Source organism: Cryobacterium sp. GrIS_2_6 (genome assembly GCF_035984545.1).
GTDB lineage: Bacteria > Actinomycetota > Actinomycetes > Actinomycetales > Microbacteriaceae > Cryobacterium.
On sequence record NZ_JAXCHP010000001.1, the window covers coordinates 925,302 to 943,711 of the forward strand.

At 63.5% G+C, this 18,410-nt stretch carries 30 protein-coding genes and 1 pseudogene; all 31 read right to left on the bottom strand.

Features of this window, described 5'->3' with window-relative positions:
* Nucleotides 1-719 precede the first annotated feature (719 nt).
* Entirely contained in the window at nt 720-950 is a 231-nt protein-coding gene (locus RCH22_RS04720; protein ID WP_327012948.1) for a hypothetical protein, read from the bottom strand.
* Complete coding sequence (locus tag RCH22_RS04725; protein WP_327012949.1) at nt 947-1,573, bottom strand: HNH endonuclease; 627 nt, start codon at nt 1,571-1,573, stop codon at nt 947-949. Before RCH22_RS04725 ends, RCH22_RS04720 begins: the two co-directional genes overlap by 4 nt.
* A 101-nt stretch (nt 1,574-1,674) precedes the next feature.
* Entirely contained in the window at nt 1,675-2,409 is a 735-nt protein-coding gene (locus tag RCH22_RS04730) for a hypothetical protein (protein WP_327012950.1), read from the bottom strand.
* 69 nt (nt 2,410-2,478) lie between these two features.
* Nucleotides 2,479-2,697 (bottom strand): DUF3039 domain-containing protein, encoded by a 219-nt coding sequence (locus RCH22_RS04735; protein ID WP_327012951.1) that lies wholly within the window; start codon nt 2,695-2,697, stop codon nt 2,479-2,481.
* Nucleotides 2,694-2,903, bottom strand: coding sequence for a hypothetical protein (locus RCH22_RS04740; RefSeq protein WP_327012952.1), 210 nt, complete (start codon nt 2,901-2,903; stop codon nt 2,694-2,696). Before RCH22_RS04740 ends, RCH22_RS04735 begins: the two co-directional genes overlap by 4 nt.
* A 178-nt stretch (nt 2,904-3,081) precedes the next feature.
* Nucleotides 3,082-3,318: a hypothetical protein gene (locus RCH22_RS04745; RefSeq protein WP_327012953.1), complete on the bottom strand. Its 237-nt coding sequence runs from the start codon at nt 3,316-3,318 to the stop codon at nt 3,082-3,084.
* A complete protein-coding gene (locus RCH22_RS04750) occupies nt 3,315-3,596 on the bottom strand; it encodes a hypothetical protein (protein ID WP_327012954.1) in 282 nt (93 codons plus the stop codon). Before RCH22_RS04750 ends, RCH22_RS04745 begins: the two co-directional genes overlap by 4 nt.
* Nucleotides 3,589-3,867 (bottom strand): hypothetical protein, encoded by a 279-nt coding sequence (locus RCH22_RS04755; RefSeq protein WP_327012955.1) that lies wholly within the window; start codon nt 3,865-3,867, stop codon nt 3,589-3,591. Before RCH22_RS04755 ends, RCH22_RS04750 begins: the two co-directional genes overlap by 8 nt.
* Nucleotides 3,864-4,418, bottom strand: coding sequence for a hypothetical protein (locus RCH22_RS04760; protein ID WP_327012956.1), 555 nt, complete (start codon nt 4,416-4,418; stop codon nt 3,864-3,866). Before RCH22_RS04760 ends, RCH22_RS04755 begins: the two co-directional genes overlap by 4 nt.
* Entirely contained in the window at nt 4,415-4,549 is a 135-nt protein-coding gene (locus RCH22_RS04765; RefSeq protein ID WP_327012957.1) for a hypothetical protein, read from the bottom strand. Before RCH22_RS04765 ends, RCH22_RS04760 begins: the two co-directional genes overlap by 4 nt.
* Nucleotides 4,546-4,749 (bottom strand): hypothetical protein, encoded by a 204-nt coding sequence (locus RCH22_RS04770; RefSeq protein WP_327012958.1) that lies wholly within the window; start codon nt 4,747-4,749, stop codon nt 4,546-4,548. The genes RCH22_RS04765 and RCH22_RS04770 overlap by 4 nt, the downstream gene beginning before the upstream one ends.
* Complete coding sequence (locus tag RCH22_RS04775) at nt 4,746-5,147, bottom strand: hypothetical protein (protein WP_327012959.1); 402 nt, start codon at nt 5,145-5,147, stop codon at nt 4,746-4,748. Before RCH22_RS04775 ends, RCH22_RS04770 begins: the two co-directional genes overlap by 4 nt.
* Nucleotides 5,144-5,554, bottom strand: a complete 411-nt coding sequence (locus RCH22_RS04780) for a hypothetical protein (RefSeq protein ID WP_327012960.1) — start codon at nt 5,552-5,554, stop codon at nt 5,144-5,146. The genes RCH22_RS04775 and RCH22_RS04780 overlap by 4 nt, the downstream gene beginning before the upstream one ends.
* Nucleotides 5,555-5,674: 120 nt before the next feature.
* A complete protein-coding gene (locus RCH22_RS04785) occupies nt 5,675-6,268 on the bottom strand; it encodes a hypothetical protein (RefSeq protein ID WP_327012961.1) in 594 nt (197 codons plus the stop codon).
* Nucleotides 6,269-6,344: 76 nt separating this feature from the next.
* A complete protein-coding gene (locus RCH22_RS04790; protein ID WP_327012962.1) occupies nt 6,345-8,975 on the bottom strand; it encodes a DNA methyltransferase in 2,631 nt (876 codons plus the stop codon).
* 67 nt (nt 8,976-9,042) lie between these two features.
* Nucleotides 9,043-9,456 carry a hypothetical protein gene (locus RCH22_RS04795; RefSeq protein ID WP_327012963.1) on the bottom strand — a complete coding sequence of 138 codons (414 nt, stop codon included), beginning with the start codon at nt 9,454-9,456 and terminating at the stop codon, nt 9,043-9,045.
* A 948-nt stretch (nt 9,457-10,404) separates the two neighbouring features.
* Complete coding sequence (locus RCH22_RS04800) at nt 10,405-10,716, bottom strand: hypothetical protein (RefSeq protein WP_327012964.1); 312 nt, start codon at nt 10,714-10,716, stop codon at nt 10,405-10,407.
* Nucleotides 10,713-11,513, bottom strand: coding sequence for a hypothetical protein (locus RCH22_RS04805; protein ID WP_327012965.1), 801 nt, complete (start codon nt 11,511-11,513; stop codon nt 10,713-10,715). The genes RCH22_RS04800 and RCH22_RS04805 overlap by 4 nt, the downstream gene beginning before the upstream one ends.
* 138 nt (nt 11,514-11,651) lie before the next feature.
* Entirely contained in the window at nt 11,652-11,843 is a 192-nt protein-coding gene (locus RCH22_RS04810; protein ID WP_327012966.1) for a hypothetical protein, read from the bottom strand.
* 21 nt (nt 11,844-11,864) lie between these two features.
* Nucleotides 11,865-11,981: pseudogene (locus tag RCH22_RS21150) on the bottom strand (HNH endonuclease signature motif containing protein); the annotation flags it as partial.
* 71 nt (nt 11,982-12,052) lie between these two features.
* The gene (locus RCH22_RS04815) at nt 12,053-12,886 is read right to left on the bottom strand and encodes a recombinase RecT (RefSeq protein ID WP_327012967.1); all 834 of its coding nucleotides are present in this window, start codon (nt 12,884-12,886) and stop codon (nt 12,053-12,055) included.
* Entirely contained in the window at nt 12,879-13,934 is a 1,056-nt protein-coding gene (locus RCH22_RS04820) for a lambda-exonuclease family protein (protein ID WP_327012968.1), read from the bottom strand. Before RCH22_RS04820 ends, RCH22_RS04815 begins: the two co-directional genes overlap by 8 nt.
* Nucleotides 13,931-14,524: a hypothetical protein gene (locus tag RCH22_RS04825; RefSeq protein ID WP_327012969.1), complete on the bottom strand. Its 594-nt coding sequence runs from the start codon at nt 14,522-14,524 to the stop codon at nt 13,931-13,933. The genes RCH22_RS04820 and RCH22_RS04825 overlap by 4 nt, the downstream gene beginning before the upstream one ends.
* On the bottom strand, nt 14,521-14,676 hold the full coding sequence (locus tag RCH22_RS04830; protein ID WP_327012970.1) for a hypothetical protein: 156 nt from the start codon (nt 14,674-14,676) through the stop codon (nt 14,521-14,523). The genes RCH22_RS04825 and RCH22_RS04830 overlap by 4 nt, the downstream gene beginning before the upstream one ends.
* Entirely contained in the window at nt 14,673-15,059 is a 387-nt protein-coding gene (locus RCH22_RS04835) for a hypothetical protein (RefSeq protein ID WP_327012971.1), read from the bottom strand. The genes RCH22_RS04830 and RCH22_RS04835 overlap by 4 nt, the downstream gene beginning before the upstream one ends.
* Nucleotides 15,056-16,321, bottom strand: coding sequence for a hypothetical protein (locus tag RCH22_RS04840; RefSeq protein ID WP_327012972.1), 1,266 nt, complete (start codon nt 16,319-16,321; stop codon nt 15,056-15,058). Before RCH22_RS04840 ends, RCH22_RS04835 begins: the two co-directional genes overlap by 4 nt.
* The gene (locus RCH22_RS04845; protein WP_327012973.1) at nt 16,318-16,494 is read right to left on the bottom strand and encodes a hypothetical protein; all 177 of its coding nucleotides are present in this window, start codon (nt 16,492-16,494) and stop codon (nt 16,318-16,320) included. Before RCH22_RS04845 ends, RCH22_RS04840 begins: the two co-directional genes overlap by 4 nt.
* 208 nt (nt 16,495-16,702) lie before the next feature.
* The gene (locus RCH22_RS04850; RefSeq protein WP_327012974.1) at nt 16,703-17,032 is read right to left on the bottom strand and encodes a hypothetical protein; all 330 of its coding nucleotides are present in this window, start codon (nt 17,030-17,032) and stop codon (nt 16,703-16,705) included.
* A gap of 91 nt (nt 17,033-17,123) precedes the next feature.
* The gene (locus RCH22_RS04855) at nt 17,124-17,396 is read right to left on the bottom strand and encodes a hypothetical protein (RefSeq protein WP_327012975.1); all 273 of its coding nucleotides are present in this window, start codon (nt 17,394-17,396) and stop codon (nt 17,124-17,126) included.
* Nucleotides 17,393-17,716: a hypothetical protein gene (locus RCH22_RS04860; RefSeq protein WP_327012976.1), complete on the bottom strand. Its 324-nt coding sequence runs from the start codon at nt 17,714-17,716 to the stop codon at nt 17,393-17,395. Before RCH22_RS04860 ends, RCH22_RS04855 begins: the two co-directional genes overlap by 4 nt.
* A gap of 123 nt (nt 17,717-17,839) precedes the next feature.
* Nucleotides 17,840-18,406 (bottom strand): hypothetical protein, encoded by a 567-nt coding sequence (locus tag RCH22_RS04865; RefSeq protein WP_327012977.1) that lies wholly within the window; start codon nt 18,404-18,406, stop codon nt 17,840-17,842.
* Nucleotides 18,407-18,410: the final 4 nt, after the last annotated feature.

The following is an 18,410-nucleotide window of genomic DNA, read 5'->3' on the forward strand; positions in this document are numbered from 1 at the left end:
AATGCACGGATGCGGGGGTGTCACCGGGGGCAGCTTGCGGGCCTTGGCCTGTCGAGCGTAGGACTTGGTAAGGTCGCGCTTCGGCTTGCCCATGTCGCGCCTTTCGGTAGGTGCTTTCCGCGCCCGCCCCGTTTTCCAGTCGCCTTCACGGCATAGGCCAGGACTCGCTCACCCGCTCACGAAACACAGTGTCTGCGGGGGAGGTCGTAGCCTCTCAGGGGATTTCATGGTGGGCGGGCGCGGAAAATATTGGGTGGATACAGCGAGGGGCCAATGCTCGCCTTGCGCGAATCGCCGTCGAGCAGCAGTCAGTCACGGTGGATTCGGGGAACACTCTGGGGATCGCTTCGTCTCGTGCTACCGCGACTAGACACCTGCTTGGGCTATGTGTATCCGCGGATGTCGGAGGATTCGAACCCCTCACGGCTACAAACCGTGCCCTGGTATTCGACACCAGTGCCCCACCATTGGGACTTCGCCACCCTTGAGCCCCGATATCTACCGTCGTGGCTAGCGCGTGTTCAGTTGTGCACGATGCCTGTTCGGTGCTCTCGTGCGCTCGTTGGCTTGCCTGCCGGTGAGCTACCGGCGTCTGCACTTCGGCAAGTTTTGGGCACAAAAAAAGGGCGACTACCGAAGTAGCCGCCCTCTCTTTTGAAAGTCAGATGGACACTCACCGTGGGAACGGGAATGCCTTACATGCATAGCATACTGCCTGACTATGAAGTCGTGCATCCATTTTCTCGGCGTGTTGTGCCGCCCTTGACGCTCGGGTTCGCGGCGGCATTCAACCGGAGCCGAGCCATGAGCACGCGGTGATCGATGACGATGATTCCGGCGACCTCGCGGCACTCCATGCCGTCGCGAATCCACTGGCTGATCGTGCGAGTTGTCCGGCCGGCTCGTTCGGCTGCCTTCCGGATCGTGTAGTTCGGCTGGTTGACGATCACCGTGCCGCCATCTTCTTAGCGAAATCGGCGCGCGCCCAGGCGTTGTGGCAGATCCTGCACAGCAGGTAACCACCTGATCTGACCGTCCCGTCGTAAGCGTGCCCCTTTGGGCAGTGGGTCTTCGCCATTGGATCACGGCGGACCTTCGGGACATAGGCATCACGGCCCTGCTGGTTGTGGCAAGTCCGGCAGATGCGCGATCCGCCGTCCATCTTCGTGTTTTCCGGACTGTACTCGTGCCCCTGCGGGCAATGGGTCTTGTTGGAACGAGCATTAGTCCCATGTTCCCGTTGGTCGAGCAAGTTTTCAGATTGCGTGCCATACCGCAGATTGCTCAGGGCGTTATTTCGAACGTTGCCGTCGAGGTGGCGCCGCACCATGCCCTTCGGCAGCGGGCCGACAAATGCCAGTAGGACGAGAGAGTGCACCTTGCGTGTGTGGCTCGTGCCATTATGCAACCCAACATGCCCATAGCCGCCCGTTGAGGTGAACTGCTGGCGCATGATGATCGGTGCCGAGCGCATGAACGATCGCACGCGGCCGAGGTCGGAAACCTCGTATCCTGGGAAGTCTGGAATGGGCAGCCAATTCTCGGCGGCGGGAGCGTTTCGGGTACCATTCACGGTAGCCCTCCAATCGGTTAGACGATATGTGGGGTGAGGCCCCGCCAAGTGCGTCAAACACTCGTCGGGGCCGTCTCCATTCTATCGGTTATCGGCCTCGATCAGGCTATTTCTGCGAGATAGGCCGCATATTTCTTGGCGTCCGGTGTGACGACATGAGCACACCGACCGCACATGATCGAGACCTCAGGGTCGAATAGGTCGGGGGGCTTGCAAAAGATCTCACGTTCCCCGCACACCTCGCACTCGCGCTTGTCTGCTGGGCGCACGGGCCGCGCTTCGACGCCATACATGGCTGAGAGGCTGAACACGCCTCGTGCGTCCTCGTGGCCCGCGGTTAGGTCATCGTGGTAGGCGACCGCGGACGGTGACTGTGCGATCTCTTCGGCCCTGTCGAGCAGCCAATCACACAGCCAGGATGCGAGCATATGCGCGGCTTCCACGGATACGGGCTTGGACCCTTGGACCTCGCGGGTGTTCGCCCATGACGGGACGGCTGGCGGGGCGACGTGCAGTTCTTCGGCGAACTCGGTGCACCATGAGAGCAGCTTGGCGAACAGTGCGTCACTCGCGTCGAGCGGCCCGATGTTCAGCGGCGCGGGCGAATTCCCGCCGCCCCCTGACACCCGTTCGGAGTAGTCGGCGGTCCCCATGGTGAACAGCTGCGCGCGCATGTTCGCCATGAGGTCCGGGACCAGTTTCAGTGCTCCCCGGATCCGGTAGAAGCACGAGTCGCAGAGGATGCCGTGACGTGCGCCCTTCGGCCTGGGGGGTTCGTCGTCGATGGGGTCCCAGGTGCAACCTCTGGCACAGGGGAAGAGTTCTGCGTCACTCATTGCGCGCCTCCTGGGCTGCGAGCCATTCCGGCACGTCGTTGGTGAGCACGTAGTCGGCCTGTCTGCCGCTCATGGTTTCATCCTTCCGATGATGTCTTTGCACGTCCCGCAGACCGGGTACTTGGTGAAGTCCTTCGTGGGGATGTCCCACTTGCCGCAGAGGGCTTCGATGGGCTGGCCGTCGATCCATGCCTTGTCGAGGTCGGTCTTCTCGAAGTAGTGCGAGAAGGTGTCGTGGTCGCCGGTGTCCGTGGTGACTGGCTTGGTCCTTTCGAGGAGGTTGCTCATTCTTCGCTTCTTCCTCGCACGGGTATCACCCAGTGCATCCGGTGGGGCTTGTACACGGGGGTGCCGAGCTGGTCGGCGGTGAATCCGCGGGCTTCGAGTTCAGCGGCGAGGCCATCCATGCCCAGTTCGGCGAGGTCGGTTTCCTTGATACGGATCTCGTGGCCGCCGTTGACCTTCGCTGTGAGGTGCACGCGGGCGTCAGTCATCGCCACACCGATCTGCTGATCGCGAGCGAGAGAGCCTTGAACGCGTCACGGACGCTATCCAGCGACACGGGCGCGTTCTTGGTTGCCCGCACGAGAGCCTTCATGTACTTTCGGTACGCCACCTGTTCGTTGTGGTCGCTCGGTGCCCATGCTCCCGGGCGAAATGACTGCTTACGGCTCATCGGGTCAACTTCCAGACCGGAACCGGGAACTCGATCCAGTGCGTGACGCCGAGGAACTTCTGGCCGCTGCCAACGTCGCTGTTCGCTTCCCACAGGGGGTCGCCGCCCTCGATCGGCCAACCGGACACCATGCACCCGTCGAAGATGAAAGCGACTCGCCCCGTCATCTCGTCCATCCGGGGCATGCCATCCGTGGCGATCTCGTGGACCTTGATCTTGATCTTCTTGCTCATCGTGCCTGCTCGCTCTCTGCGCCCTCAGGACGCGCCGGAATTGTGGGTGCGCAGTGCTCGGTTTGGACGATGGTCCATTCGTTTCGGCCGATCGCTTGGACGCGGATCCGCTTACCCTTCGCCGCGAGTAGTTCGTCCGCGCTGAACGTGCTGTCTGGGTATTTCGTGATCCATGCCGCCAGCAGTTCGCCCATCGACATCGCCTTCAGGGCGTCGAGCTGCTCGCTGGATGAACGCAGCCCTAGTCGCTTGGGGAACTGAATCACCGTGTCACTCATCGCTCTCTCCTTCGCTCTCTGCGGCCGTTTCAGGTTCCGCGCTTGTCGGTGTGCCCGGTGTGGGCGTTACGGGCTGTGCTGGGGGCTGGTGGGCTGCGGTGGGGGTTTGCGCGTCCGGCTCCCAGTGCCGCTTCTCGAAGTGGTCATAGGCGACCACCGCTTGCCACTGCCGCGATCCCATGAGCGGCACCACGTAGCCGCAGTGACGGCATGTGTACGGTTTGCGCTTCACGATGCCGAGCTTGATCAGCACGCGGCGGACCGCGCTCACGAGGGCTGCTCCGTACTGGGGGTGACGGGCGGCGTGAAGAGGATCAGGAATGGCCCGATCAGGTACTCCTCGAGGTCCTCGCTCGTGCGCGGGTAGATGTAGCCATCCAGCAACCAGCCGTCCGGTGTCTTGCGTCCGACGCCATTGAGCCCCTTGACGATGCTCCACAGCGGCAGCGCGTCCAGTTCCTCGAACGTCGTGACCTCTCGCGGCTCAGGCTCACGGTAGGGCAGGGCCGCGAGGATTGCATCGACAATCCCACCGGTCACCTCGTCATCCTCCCAAGCGGGCGAGAAGTCATCCTGCGTCATCGTCCCGTACTGCCATGCCTCCCAGACGCGCCCACATGTGTAGGTGATATCTCGCAGGCACTCGGCGACAACCTCTCGCAGCGCTTCCCGTTCCGGCTCTCCTGCGGGAGGGGTGGGAATGGATTCGAGGTCTCCGCCTTCGATCAGCCCATCCTCGATTAGACCGGCGATGTCGTTGCCCGACCATCCGGCGAGTTCCACCACCGCGTTCTGCAATCTGGCCATCTTGTCATTGCTCATCGCTCGCCATCCTCGTATCGCCGTTCGTCCTGCTGGGCACCAAGCCATTCCTGACGGGCCTCCTCATCGGTCATGTCTCCGCGCTCCACTGCCCTGTCGATCTGGTCGTAAATGCGGTCCAGGTTGCTCATGATTCGTTTCCCTCCGTGTCGGTTATCAGGTGTGCACCGCATGGCGGCTCGTCCTCAGCGTTCAGCCACCGGGCAATCCACCAGTTCCAGTGCTGGTTGCAGAGGGCGATGTTTTCGGTCTTGGACACGCCCAGTGAAGACATGGGCAGTACCGGCTGTCCGCACGCGAAACACTTCACACGCTTGTCGTTCTCGCTCATGATTCGTCGTCCTTCGTGTCGTCGCTCGCTGCTCTCGCGTTCCATCCGGCAAGGAAGATGCTGTCGACCAGCAGGCTCTTGCCCTTGTTTCGGTGCATCCATTCCTCGTATGCCCGCTTCTGCTCAGGCGATTTGGGGGTGTCGCGGATGTCGCGCTTGTTCAGAGTGAATGCTTCGGCGCGGTGCTCCCGGAGCGCCATCTCGGCAGCGATCGCGCGGTCGATGGCCTTGAGCTCGTCCGACTCGGCGCGGATGTAGAACTCAGCGATCTCAGCCTTCGTCCACGTCATCAGGACTCGCCGTGATTCTGCGAGGCTCTGATTGCCCACCTTCGGGTGCAGGCCGAGGTCGATGCGCTCCTGCATGATGGCCTTGCGGATTTCGTCTCGGTTCGTCATTCGTCTCTCCCTGTGTCGTCTGTTCGTGGGTGTTTGCGGTAGAAGTCGCTCTGAGATTTCAGGGCGGCATGATTCTGGGATGACAGGAGGTCGGCGGCGTGCTTGGCGAACAGATCGGCGTGTGTTCCGCGTATCGCCGAGTCACCCGCCAGTCGTGCGCAATCCGAGCAGACCTCGTGATTGACGCGGGGGCCGGTCATTCCGCCGCCGACCGAGAACCCGACGAGGTGCCGCCCGTTCTCGTCTCGCGCATGGCGATCGAATCCGCAGATGCACGGCCCTGTGCCGCCGCTCTCAGCGGGCCCGGCCAGATGAACCTTGAGCCTCGGGCTGCTGCTGAACAGCGTGTAGGCCCCGCCTGGCTGTGAGCACTCAATCGTGATCAAGCTCTCATCTTCCTTGCCCATGGTGCTTTCCTTCCGTAGATGTTGGTGGTCATGTTCGAGTGCGTCGGCAAGGTGCTTGGTAGCAACCGCCGACCGTTCGAAGGGATGCTGCGGCCGCGGTGATCTGCGGCCAGGTGAGGCTCACCGCGGGCGCCCTTCTCGTCGTGCCTTGTCCTGCAATTTCCCGGCCGCCCGCTTCACATCAGTGCACGTCTCACCAGCGGGCAGCGGGCAACCCTCGACCGTCGTGCACCCGCCCTGATACGCGTGAATGGTGCCGTGATTCAAGGGCGGGCCGTCCCCTGCGATTCGCCGTTTCCGGTACTCGCGCTGCCAGGCACGCCGGGCATCCGTGCACGAAATCCCGCCAGCCTCCTCATTCGGACAGTTGGTGTTGCACGCCTTCGCCCCGGACGGTGTGCCGTGTGTGACGCCTGCCTTGCCGATCATGACTTTCACCACGCGGCGACCCAGCGTCCCCCGTCTGGACTTCTTCACCGGTGCCGGTCGTGCCGCCGCTTCCTCCACCGTTTCGAGGACCAGCCGCGGGGGCTTCGGGACCGTGTACGTCTCCTTCTCAGCGGTCGCCGTGCCCGCCTTCACGGCATTCATGTACGGGTAGTCGCCGCGGTACCGGATGACCGCCTCGTCGCACGTCATCAGGGTTGCCGAGCCTTTATTGAGGCAATCCGAGCCGTGGCATGTGGTGTTCGTGGGGGTTCCGTGCTCGATCATGAGGCCCCTTTCTGGGCAAAGGAAAAGGCCCCAGTCGGAGTGACGGGTGCCTCGGATGAATCGGTGGTTGCGTGTTTCACGACGCTTCCTCCATGGCGAGGTCGATCAGGTCGAACAGCGACGGCATCTCCTGCTTTCGCTCGCCCGCTTCGAGGTACTTGATCCCGTCGCGGAACGATTCAGGGTTTAGCTCCGCGGCACGGCCGCGGCGGCCGAGCTTGTTGGCGCGCACCGGGACCGTGCCGAGCCCGCCGAACGGGTCATAGACCAGGTCGCCGGGGTTCGTCTTCTCGATGATGAGCCGGTCCACGATGTCAAACTGCAGCGGGCAGATGTGCATCGTCAGGTTGCGGCGGGCCTGCTCGCTGTTGAGGGTGAGCATGCGGTTCACGTCATGCCACACGTCCGGATGCCAGGACGCCGGGGCGAGCGACATGAACGTCGACGGCAGCCGCTTCCGGCCGGCTAGCAGCTCGCCGACCTTGATGTGCGACGCGTAGTCGTAGACCTCGTGCTTCGTCTGCTCGGTGAACAGGCGAGACATGTCCTCGGGCTTGAGCTGCGCCAGCTCCTCAGGGGTGAGGTGCCGGTCGCCCGACGAGCGCCAGAACGCGTGTGCGTCGATCTGCCAGCGGGCCAGCGAGTACCCGTCCTCCGGGTTGTTCTCCTCGGTGACAGGCTTCGACGGGTCGTAGACGTTCTTCGTGACCCGCTCGTCGCCCCAGCCTTTCGTCCGGTCCGTTTGCGGCTTGCGGAAGATGAGCACGTACTCGGGCATGCCCATGCCCATCGAGGACGCGTCAGCGCGCATCTTCGTGTAGCCGAGGCGATAGGTCTGGTTGTTCTCGCGCACGACGTCGGTGACGATGGTGTGCATACCCAGGTAGTCGAAGCCGTGCGACCGGAAGTGCGCGATCGTCTCGGCGTGGAAGGCCTGCACGGTCGGGTTGCCGGTGCCCTCGACGTTGCCGAAGAGGATCCGGTCCTTCACGTGAATGGCCGCCACCCGGCCGGGCTTGAGCACCCGGAGCAGGTTCGGCGTCAGGTAGTCCATCTGCTGCCAGAAGTGCCCGTTGTCGTCCGTGTGCCCGAAGTCGTTGTAGCTCGGCGAGTACTCGTACTGCGTGCCGAACGGGATGCTCGAAAGGATCATGTCGACCGAGTCGGTCTCCATGTGGTCGCGGGTTTCCAGAACGCAATCGTTGAGGGCAAACATCCACTTAGCACCGGACGCCTCGACCCGCTCGACACCCATCGTCCGGGTGAGGGCCTCCGAGATGGCGCCGGCGTCGAGACCGTACTCGCGGATGATGTCCGACATCGAGGAGGTCAGCTTCTTGTGCTGCTCCCACTTCGCCAGCAGGATCTCGATCACCGACTCCTCGGACTCCGCCAGGATCACGTCAATCTGCACCTGCTCCGTCTGCAGGAACCGGTGGAGACGGTGCACGGACTGGATGAAGTCGTTGAACTTGAAATCGATGCCCGCGTAGATCGCCCGGTGGCAGTGACGCTGGAAGTTCGACCCGGACCCGGACAGCGACGGCTTGGTCGCGAGGATCCGGGACTCACCGTCGGCGAACTTCACCGCGCGCTCCTCGCGCTCGTCGAGGTCGAGGGTGCCGAAGATCTCCATGGCCTCGGGGATCGCCTTCTTGATCGCCCGGCGCTCATCCTCGAGGGTGTGCCAGAGCACGAAGTGATCTTCGGGGGAGGCATTCACGATCTCGGTGAGCTTCTCGATCCGCGCCGGCAGGCTGTTGCGCTTCTCCAGCGCGGCGCCGGACAGGCCGAGCGCGCCGTTCGCGAAGAGGACAGCCTGACCGTCCGAGTCGGTGCGGACCTCGCCGTCCGTGACCTCGACCCGGTGGAACCGGACCTCGATCTCGGGGAGCTCGTAGCCGTCATCCGAATAGCCGAGGTCGGAAGGCTTCTGGATGAAGCACGCCCAGGTGTTCAGCCACAGCCAGAACTCGCGCTCCTTGTGGGGATGGAGCGTGAGGTTCCCCGCCTGCGAAGAGTCCCGCTGGAAGAATCGGGTGAGGATCTGGCCGGAGTCCATTATGCCGAGGTAGGCGGCGTAGTGGGACAGCTCCTTGAACCGGTTCGGGCTCGGCGTCGCGGTGGCGACGAAGCGGAACGCGATGTCCTTGAACAGGTGCAGGAACGTCTGGAACGTCTTCGAGCCGTAGTCGCGGAGCACGGATGCTTCGTCGAGGGTCGTGGCCGTGAACAGGTTCGGGTCGATCTTCCCGTCCCGCACGCTCTCGTAGTTCGTGACGAACATGCCCTCTGCCGGGAGGCCGAACGCCGCGGTCTTGATGAACGAGATGTCCACGCCGAGCTTCTGCCCGTCAGCGATGAAGTCATGCCGCATCCCCAGCGGGGCGACGATCAGGGCCCGGCCGCCGCGGTGCTTCGTGATCAGCCGCAGCGTCTCGATCTGAACGAACGTCTTGCCCAGGCCGAACGCGGCGAAGAACGCGCGACGGCCGCCGGCGACACCCCACTGCACCAGGTCGCGCTGGTGGGGTTTCAGCATCGGGTTCACTTCGGACTGGTCGATGTGGAAGCCGAATGACTTATCGAAGTTGACCTTCTCGCGGAGGAACGCTTCGTAGGAGAGTGCGGGTGTGGGTTCGAGCGGGTGGGCCGCGAGCCAGCGGTCAACCTCGTCTCTCGTGAGTGTGCGGTCAGCGATCGTCATCGTGTCTTCCTGTCTGTGTGGAGTTGTCAAAGCGGGGGCGACTAGTGCCGCCCCCGGTGGATCAGGGCTAGAAGGGGGTTCCGCCCGCGTAGTCGTCGGTGGGTGCCTGAGCCCACGGTTCCTCGTCCGGAGCTTCCTGAGCCGTCTCCGGCGATCCTGTGGCTGCAGAGCCCCGTTCGGCGGGTTCGACCCGATCGGCCCACACGATCAGGTCGTAGTACTTCTTCCCCTCGTGCTCGCGGGTCTCCGTGGCCTCTGTGCCCCACACGTGCACCCGGTCGCCCTTGACGAACTCGGACAGGTCGATCCCTGACGCTCTCGACACCTTCACCGTGCGGAAGGTGCGCCCGATCGTTTCGTACTTGCCGGCGTCGTTCTTCTTCGAGTGCGGTTCGGCGGTCTTGATTCCCCATGCGGGGTGCTCATCAGAGTGCTTTGTCCAGCTTTCGACGAATGCGGACTCGATTTCAATCTTTGCCATTTCGGCTCCTTTTTTTCACAGGTGTTATGGGTCCGCCAGCGCGCTTCCAATTCGCGCCTGACGTTGCTTCTCGGATGGATGCTGGGGAGACTCCGAACTCGCGTGCGAGTACGGTGCTGAAATCCCCTGCTGCGTACCGCGTACGGATTGATCGGACGTTCGCTGCCGTTAGCCTCGATGTCGGGTGGCTGTTCCCGTGCGACTTGCGATTCCTCACGACGGCATCTTGGGAATTCTGTTTCTCCGTCCCCCAGTAGAGGTGAGCCGGGTTCACGCACGGCGGGTTGTCGCAGGTGTGACATGCGCGGAACTCAGGCTGTTGAGCTGCGCCCTTCGCCCGTTCGAGCGCATACCGGGAAGCAATTACCCGTCGCCCACCAGACGTGTTAAACCGGCCATAGCCGTCCTCTGTCACACCGGCCTTCCACTCCCAGCACTCAGACTGGGACCCAACTGTGTACTTCGAGTCGAATCGCTCGCACTCGGTAGGTCGGCTCCGTTCGTCGGGCGGCGTGACGTACTTCCAGTGCGAATAGTGCGAAGCGCACATCCCGCGCGCTTCGTATGGCTTCCCACAGTCGGGGATTGTGCAGGTTCGGGTACCATTCATGGCAGCCCTCCAATCGGTTAGACGATTTGTGGGTCAGGCCCCGGCGAGTGCGACTAACACTCGGTTTGGGGCCGTCTCCATTCTATCGGAAATGCATGAAAAGCGCTGGTCATTAGCCGCTTTCACGACTCCGTGATCTTCACGCAGCGGCCGTCCTGGAAGATCCTGTCGACGGTCCCGCTGATCTTGATGATTGCCATGTGCTTACTTCCTGTTCTGGCCCTGAGGCCGGTCCGTTTGCGACACGAGCCACCGGTCAGGTGACATCCGCATCGCGGCCATGCATGTTTCGATGAACACGGTGAAAGCCGTATCCGATGGGGTTTCGACGTAGGTGGTCAAAAGCTGACCTCTTCCGGGTGCTCCTTGCACCGGTCGCAAGGCAGCGGGTAGAAGTCGTGAGTCCGGCAGTAGACCGGCCCGCTGTCGATTGCCCGCTTCGCCCTCACTCGCACGGCGTTCCGGATGACGTGCGCCATCTGCAGGTAGTCCGTTGACTCCTGCCGGTGCATCTTCACGGCCGCGATCGCATCCGCCGCGTTCAGGTGACCGATGGTGTCGAACCACTCCATGATCACGAGCCGGTCAACCTGCCTGTTGTCGCCCAGTTGCACCTTGGCGACTACCTGCTTGCACTCGTCGAGCGTCATGCGCTGATTCCCTTCATGTCGATGTCAGTTGCGAGCGCCAGGGTTGCCCGTGCTCGCTGTTCGGGGGTTTGTCGTGTCGGCCGGCTCTTGACGTCCGCCTGCTTGCGGCGCATCCAGTTCCGCCACGTTGACTCCCAGTTCGTTTTGACTCCCTTTTGGCCCGGCTGGGCGATCCAGTAGTCGACGAACGTTGAGTGTTCGGCTTGGCAGTCGATGTCCGGCGCGTCCGTCTTCGCCGTTGCGACAGAGGCAGCAGAGGGCATCCATTCGGGAGAGAGACGAGAACCGCGACTAGCGGGTCTCTCTTTTATTACTTCTTTAGAAGTAATAGGGGTCGGGTCGGGTCGGGTCGGGTCGGGGGCAGGGTTACCAAGTGGTTCGTAACCACCCTGTAACTCGGTTACATCGGGCTGTGTAACCCGGTTACGTTCCCGCCACTTCCGCAGTTTCTCGGCGTTCTTCTCCCGGCCCGCCTCGACCTCAGCTTTCGTAGGCTGGTACTCCTCCCAGTTCCAGAATCGAAACTCAGCCGTCGAGTTTCGAGACTCGACGCTTGAGTTTGGAAACTCGACAGGGACTCGCGCCCACAGCCTCACCGAAACGAGTGCGTCAACGAGCGTCGTTGTGCCGCCCCATTCGTCGATCATGAAATCGGGGACATGCCCATCGGTGAGCTGATCAGCCGCCCACGACCCCGCCACCGTCCACAGCCCGATCGCCGCCAGCCTGTGTCGGCGCGGGATCTGCATCAGCTTTCTCGACGAGTGGAGTTTGTCGTCTACCTTGAACCACGCCATTTCTACCTCCTTCCTTCTCGTTGAAATCGCCCCGCTCGATGCGAGTGCGGAGTCCGCTGTACACGGCGTGCACGACGTCGTTGCTTGATGCCTGACGTTCGGCCAACCATGCGAGGATTGCTGCCTTGTCGAGCGACATCAGAACACCGTTCCGTCGCCGGTCATCAGCCGTCGCGCCGTGGCCTCGTCGACCGTGCGCACCCCGCCGAGGTCGTCGTACAGGACCCAGACGAGGTGCAGACCGTGAGGCCCGCAGACCATGCGTTGTGCCGGCCAGGATGACGGGACGCCCCACCGTGGGACTGACCAGCCTTCCTCCGTCGCCAGCATCGGGTGCTCCGACTTGAACTGGTGACAGCGGGGACACAGCGCCTGCAAATTCGAGGCGACCGTGTTCCCTCGCATCCGATTCTGGCGATGGTCGCGCTGCACCGTCCCGACCGCGCCACACCTTACACACCGGCCCATATCGCGCAAGGTGCAAATCTCGTACGCAGCCTTCTCAGCGAGGCGGGTTGGAGGGTCAGGCTTCGGGGTGATCACTGCCCTGCCGCGTCTTCGGCCTGCTCTTCGGCCGTGCGCTCCATCGGGTCGGCGGGCCGTTCCTGGACCGTCATCACCTCGGGTTCGTCGCGGGTGACGACGAGATCGTGAATCCCCGCGATCGACTCCACCTTGTTCTCGTCGGCCTCGATTGCCTTGGCGAGCTCGGTGGACTTCGGCAGGTATGGGGCGAGAGCGCGGATGCCGGTCTTGCGGGCCATCTCTTCCTCGTTGGTCTGCCATGGGGTGCCCTTGTCCCAGTAGTGCGGGCGGCGGGCGAGAACCTTGTCCTTCGGCAGGTACGCCCACACGGTGCCGGCGCCCTTGATCTTCGCCATTGCGACGACGCCCGTCCATGCGCGGTCCTCGTCGTAGTCGGCGGGGTTCCACTCGAAGAAGCGGCCGCGCTCACTGTTGGCGCCGTGGTCGAACTTGTCGCCGTCGCGGACGAGGAACGTCTCGATCTTCTCGATGCGCCCGGACCGGTAGGCCAGTTCGATGTAGCCCTGGTAGCCGATGATCGGCAGGCAGATGTCGACGCCCTTCTCACGTCTGGGGGTGAGGTAGAAGTGTCCGAGCGCCGGGCCGATCTCGAGCTTGAGCTGCGCGGCCAGCATGATGCCGCCGAGTACGGAGGCCGGGGTGGCCTGCTGCAGCTTCGGGGAGGATGCGATGGTGCTGATCGCCGCCCGGACGAACGCGGCCGAGTTGAGCGCGCCGGCCAGCTGCACTTCGATCGCGGCCTGCTGTGCCTGCACGAGATCCTTGATGGTGGGGTTCTTCCGCTGCGCTACCTGCTGGGTGGCGATCTTGCCGGAGAGGTCAGTCATTGTGTGCCTTCTGTTCTTTTTTCCAAATGGTGAGTTCGCCGTAGTCGCTGAGCACGTCGGAGACGGTCAGTCCTGCCTCCCAGCCCTCGGGCGGGTCGGTCGCGAATTCTTCGTTCAGCGCCTTGGTGTCCTTGCGGAGGAATCGGGGCGCTGCGGGGTGCTCGCGGGTGTACATGTCCACGAGTGCAGGATGCTCAGCCTTGAAGAGGGCCATGTCGAACGACGTCGTCGGCTTCGGGCGCTTCCACGTGTAGAGCGCCTTTCCCTGGTAGGCGAGGACGCTCTTGTTCGTGACGTTGAGCAGTTCCTTGTACGCGGCCTTCACCGATTCGATGCGGGCGTCGGCTTCCTTGTACGCGCTGCGTTCCTGCCCGTCGAGGTACCACGCCATGAGCAAGCGCTCGTCGCCGTCCAGCGTCTCGCCAGAGTCGCGGTGGGTTAGCGCCAGTTCCTCGCTCGTTGTGGGCTCAGGCGGCGTTTTCGCCATGACATTGTTCTGCCAGAAGTCCTTCGTGATGCTGATGATCTGGTCGACCACCTGCTGATCCCACTCGATGACGTAGAACTCCGGACGGTTGCCACCGTGGAGCACCGCAAGGTACCCGCGGCGGGCGCCGAGGACGATCATCTGGACGAACACCTGAATCAGGTAGTTGTCCGGCACCCCGTCAGCCCACGCATCAGCCATGAACCGATCCGACGTCTTAAGTTCCAGAGGTTCTCCGAGGTCGGTCACCCGGTCAGGGGTTGCACCGAGCCACGGGTATTCCGTGGACTGCAGCAGCCCCGGCGACGGCAGGACCGTGAGGCCCTTCTTGTCAGCGACCCATGTGGCGATCGCATCCTCGAGGCGGTGGCCCCATTCCTGCCACTCGGTCATGTCGTCGGTGACGTTCGGGTTCAGCTTGTCGAGGTAGATCCCCAGGGGTGTCGAATAGTGGGACAGGCCGAGAATGCACGCGACCTCGGATGCCCCGATGATCGACTTGCGGAGCGTCAGCCATTCCGGGGTATTTGCCGTGGCGGTCAGGATTCGGTAGGCGGTCATACCTCCCACCTCACGGCGTCCATGGCTTCGAGGTTTAGCAGGGGCAGGGACTCCTCGACGGGCATCCAGAGGTGTCGGGCACCCATCGCGGCGAAGATCACAGCGTCGGCCTCGTCGTTGCCCTTCACGTCGACCTGTGCGTAGCGCTTGATCACCGCGGCGAGAACCTTGTCCTTCGGCGCGTTGCCCTTGCCGGTCGCGTACTTGCAGCGCTGGCCCGAGGTAATGACCACGGGCTCCTGATCAACGAACTCGCTGATGTACTTGACCACTAGCCACCAGTGCGCGTGGATCTTGTCGAGGGAGGAGGACTTGGCGCCGAATGCCATGCCCTCGATGACCACAAGGTCGGTGCGGTCGAATATCACCGCTTTGTCGATCTGTTCCGCGATCTTTTCGGACCGAGCAAGGAAGCTGCGCAGCGTCCCGGCGTCCGGCTTCGAGGTGATCGTGTGTGTCGCGATCACCCCGTTCGCAATGACCGCGATCCCGGTTGACGTCATTGACAGGTCGATGCCGATCACGCGGCGGCCGGTGAGGTGCTGCGAGTGTGCGGGCATCAGGCCGGTGTCAGTTCCGATGTCGGTCACTTGGTGGCACCGATCGCCAGGGTGTTTGCAGCGCTCAACGCCTCAACTTCTTCCACGAGCTGGCGGATGACATCCTTGGCGATATTCGGTACCGAGAGGCTGAAATCCGGGTCGGCCAGATCGCGGGCGAAGGCCATCTGGGCGGCGTTCACTCGGCGACCCACTTGGAGATTACGGCTTGCATCGAGGGGTGCTGCATGGTAGCCGGGATGACCTTGCGCACGTCCGCAATCACTTCGGCGGCGACCTCGGCAACAGGACGGAGCAGGGTGAAGGACTCCGACTGGGAAGCCTCGGTCTCCATGTAGTGCATGAGATTCGGGGAGCGCCACCCCATGATGCTCAGGTCCAGCACCATGCCGTTGCTGATCTGGTAGAGGCCATACTCGGTTGGCAGCTCGGCGGGGCGGTTGATCAGCTCGTAGGTGTTGCCGGGGTATGCCTCGACGAACTGGTCACACGTTGCGGTGTACTCGCGGATCTCGCGTACCTTGTCGCCCTTGCGGATGTCTTCCCGCTTGATCGGTGTGCTCATGCCGCCAGCTCCCCAGCGGTGAAGACGGCGCCGAGCTCGCGAGAGTCATCCCGGTCCCGCTCGACGATGACGTAGTACTCGCGCTCAATGGCGAGCTTTCGGATCCCGGCGAGCGACACCGCGTCGAGCATGTCGCCGTCCTCGATGAAGACGAGTCGCAGGTCCGACTTGTCGCTCGTGGCCAGGTCGAACGCGGTGATGATCTTCGCCGCCGAGTTCACCTGCTGTTTGAACGGGATGCCGTCGATGGTGATGCCCGTGTCATCGACCGACATGCCCGTGATCGGGAAGACTGCGGCCTTGAGGCCGTCCGACTTCGTCTTGGCGATCGCCTCGAGCTTCGCGTTCAGCCCGGCGACCACAGCGTTGGCCGCGGTCGCTCGCTCGTCGGCGTCGTGCCAGGCGCGGGCGGCCCGGATGGTGGCGTTCGTCTCTTCGACGCTCGCCAGCTTCGCGGTGATGGCGTCCACGTTGACCGGGCGCACGGTGCGAGCCTCGGCGAGAGTCGTCGCGGCGACCTCTGTGGCGGTGAGCAGGAATGTCTTGGCGGCGTCGAGCAGATCCGAGAGACGGGCGACCTCGCGCTCGGCATCCGACTTCGCGTTCTCCGCGTTGATCGCCGCGGCGCGCAGCCGGTCGACGTGCGCGTTGTGCAGGCGGGCCGTCTCGGCCTCCGCGAGCACTGCCGTCGCCGACACCTCCACGGTGGGCGTGCCGGCCGCGGGCTTCACGAGCGCCTCGACGACGGCCGTGAGCCGCTTTGCCTCGCGTGCCGCATCCGTGCGCCCGTCGTACGCCGCCTTGTGCTCGGCCTCCAACTTGGCGAGGTCGAACGGCAGGGCCACCTTGGACAACAGCACCTCTCGCTGTTTCGGTGCGTCCAGGTTGATGAACGTCTTCGTGTTGAACGACTGGCCGCCTGCCGCTTCGAGGACGAACGCGGGACCGGACGGGTACTTGGCGCCGTCGAGCGCCCACACCTCGAACTTCATGGCCTTGCCCTCGCGGTACGTCTTCCGCAGTCGCGCCTTCGACGTGACGACCTCGAGGTACGCCTCCGTCTCGCCGTCGTGGATGGGCTTCGGGGTGCCCTTGATCCCGCCCGGGGCGAAGATCTCCTCGATGCCGTTGAGGAAGGACGACTTGCCGGAACCGTTCGGCCCGGCGATGACGATCAGCCCGGGCCCGTCCGGCCGGATCGTTGCCGTGCCGACGATGCCGCCGTACTGGTGAGCAGTGAGCTCGGTGATTGCCTGTGTCATGAGTGATCCGTTTCTGTGAAGTACGTCGCCTGGATGTAGGCGACGGTGATGAGTGGTGTGATGAGGCCGAATCCCCAGCCGAGGGTCGGCCAGAGAGGCCAGACGAAGCGCGCCCCGACGAGGAAGACGAGGATGCCGACGATGAAGAGGAGCCAGAGGATGAGTTTCAGCAAGGTGGCTCACCCATCCCGAGCGCCTCAGCGGTCGTCTCGTGGAGCGTTCTGCAGTACGGGCACGTCCACCAGGCGGTATTGTCCGAGTCCACGTCGACGTCCGAGATGCCCGACCAGTTGCAAGGGACCTCGAAGCCCAGAAGGATGACGGGCTCCGTGCACTCGGTATTGGCGATCTCGACGGCGACGCCCTGACCTGAGGAAGCCATTAGGCGGTCCCGTTGATTGCGCGGGCGAGCTCAATGTGGAAGTGATAGACGTTCGACGAGAAGTCCTTACCGTTCACGAAAAAGAACGGCAAGGGATTCATGAGAGCGTTCAGCCCATCGGACAGGATGTCGAGCTGCGCGTCGATGGTGCGGTGCAGGGTGACCATTAGTGGGTCGTTCGTGACCGGTGCGTATCCTGGATCGTCGATTGCGCCCGATGCCCCGGGGACTTCTTCGGCGAGCCACCCGTTCATCTCGAAGTAGCCGCACTCATCTCGAAGCGAAGTCAGCTTCTCGATCGCTGCCTGGATCTCCTCGACGGCGGTCACGAGGCAGCCCGCCACACGACTGCGACGATCGCGCCGAGGATGAGGACAGTCCAGACGACGGCGAGCACTCGTGCGACCTTCCAGATGGCGGTCACTGGGAGATCGCCACAGCGAGAACGAGCAGGCCGAGGACGGCCAGTAGGAGCGCCGTGGTAGCCCAGGCGAGTGCGCTGTGCGACTTCCGGGGCGGGGCAATCGGGGCAGTCACAATGGGCGGGAGCATGAGGCTCCGCGCCACAGCGTCGCGTACCCACTGACGGTTCTCCATCAGATCCAGGCGGGAGATCTCCGGGTCAGACCAGGCGTAGGCGGGCACGTCGATGCTGTCGGCGTGCGGATCAAAGTTCGGGGGCGTGAAGCTCATGAGGTCACCCGCCAGACGTTGACCTGTCGGTTACTACGGCCCGTGGCGGTGACGCCGGATGCTTCGATCACGCCGTCCTTGGTGAGTTCCGACCGCCGCTTGCGGGGTGAGTCGAGGTCGGCGGGCACGTAGTCGAGCTCGGCGAAGTACGCGGCCGTCAACTGCTCGTCCGTCATCGGGCGGCCCGTGATCAGCCGGAGTACGGCGGCCTTGACGTGCACCCGGTTCGTGTTGCTGTCCGCCGCGGCGTGGGAGGTGAGCGGGTCCGACTCTCGGGCTCTCGTCGTGTCGGCGCCGGTGATAGTTGGTACGGTGTCCATGACGTTCCTTTCGTGTGCGTGATGGCCTCACTGGCTCGAACCGGTGAGGCCTTTTTCGTGTGTGCGTAGCGCCGGGAGGATTCGAACCTCCGCAACCCCGCGACCGACTCGGCGCCCGTCGTGCTACTGCGTTTTTGCGGTGACGGTTGGTGCACCGTCGAGCAGGATCAGACCCTGCGTGTTGTCCCAGTGGGCAGCGCCACCCTCGGTCTGCACGTCGCCCTCCCAGTAGGAGATGTACTTACTCCCATCGGAGGCGACACAGACGACGTACGTTCCAGACGATGCGCCCGTGTACACGCCGCTCGGCTCCTGCTGTGCGACAACCCCGTAGCCGGCCGCCGCCCCGCTGGTGTTGGTGATCTGGTCCGGATTGGTCAGCTGCGCGGTCGTCGGGACGGCGAACCCGATGGACGGGCACACCTTGATCGGCTTGGGCGTGCCCTGATTGAAGAAGAACGTGGTCGTCGCAACCCCGTGGATCTGCGCGTTCTCCACGTCGATCACCGTCTGCCTGTATTGGGACCAGTCAGCGGCGGGGATCGGTTGGTTCTTCTGGTAACGGTCCAACTGGCTGTTCGACGCCACCTGATCGTTCTGCGTGGCGCTCGGCGTTTCCGTGCAGCCCGTCAGCGCCAGCCCGAGGGCGACCACGGCGGCCAAGGCGAGAATGGTTTTCTTGCGGTTCATGGTT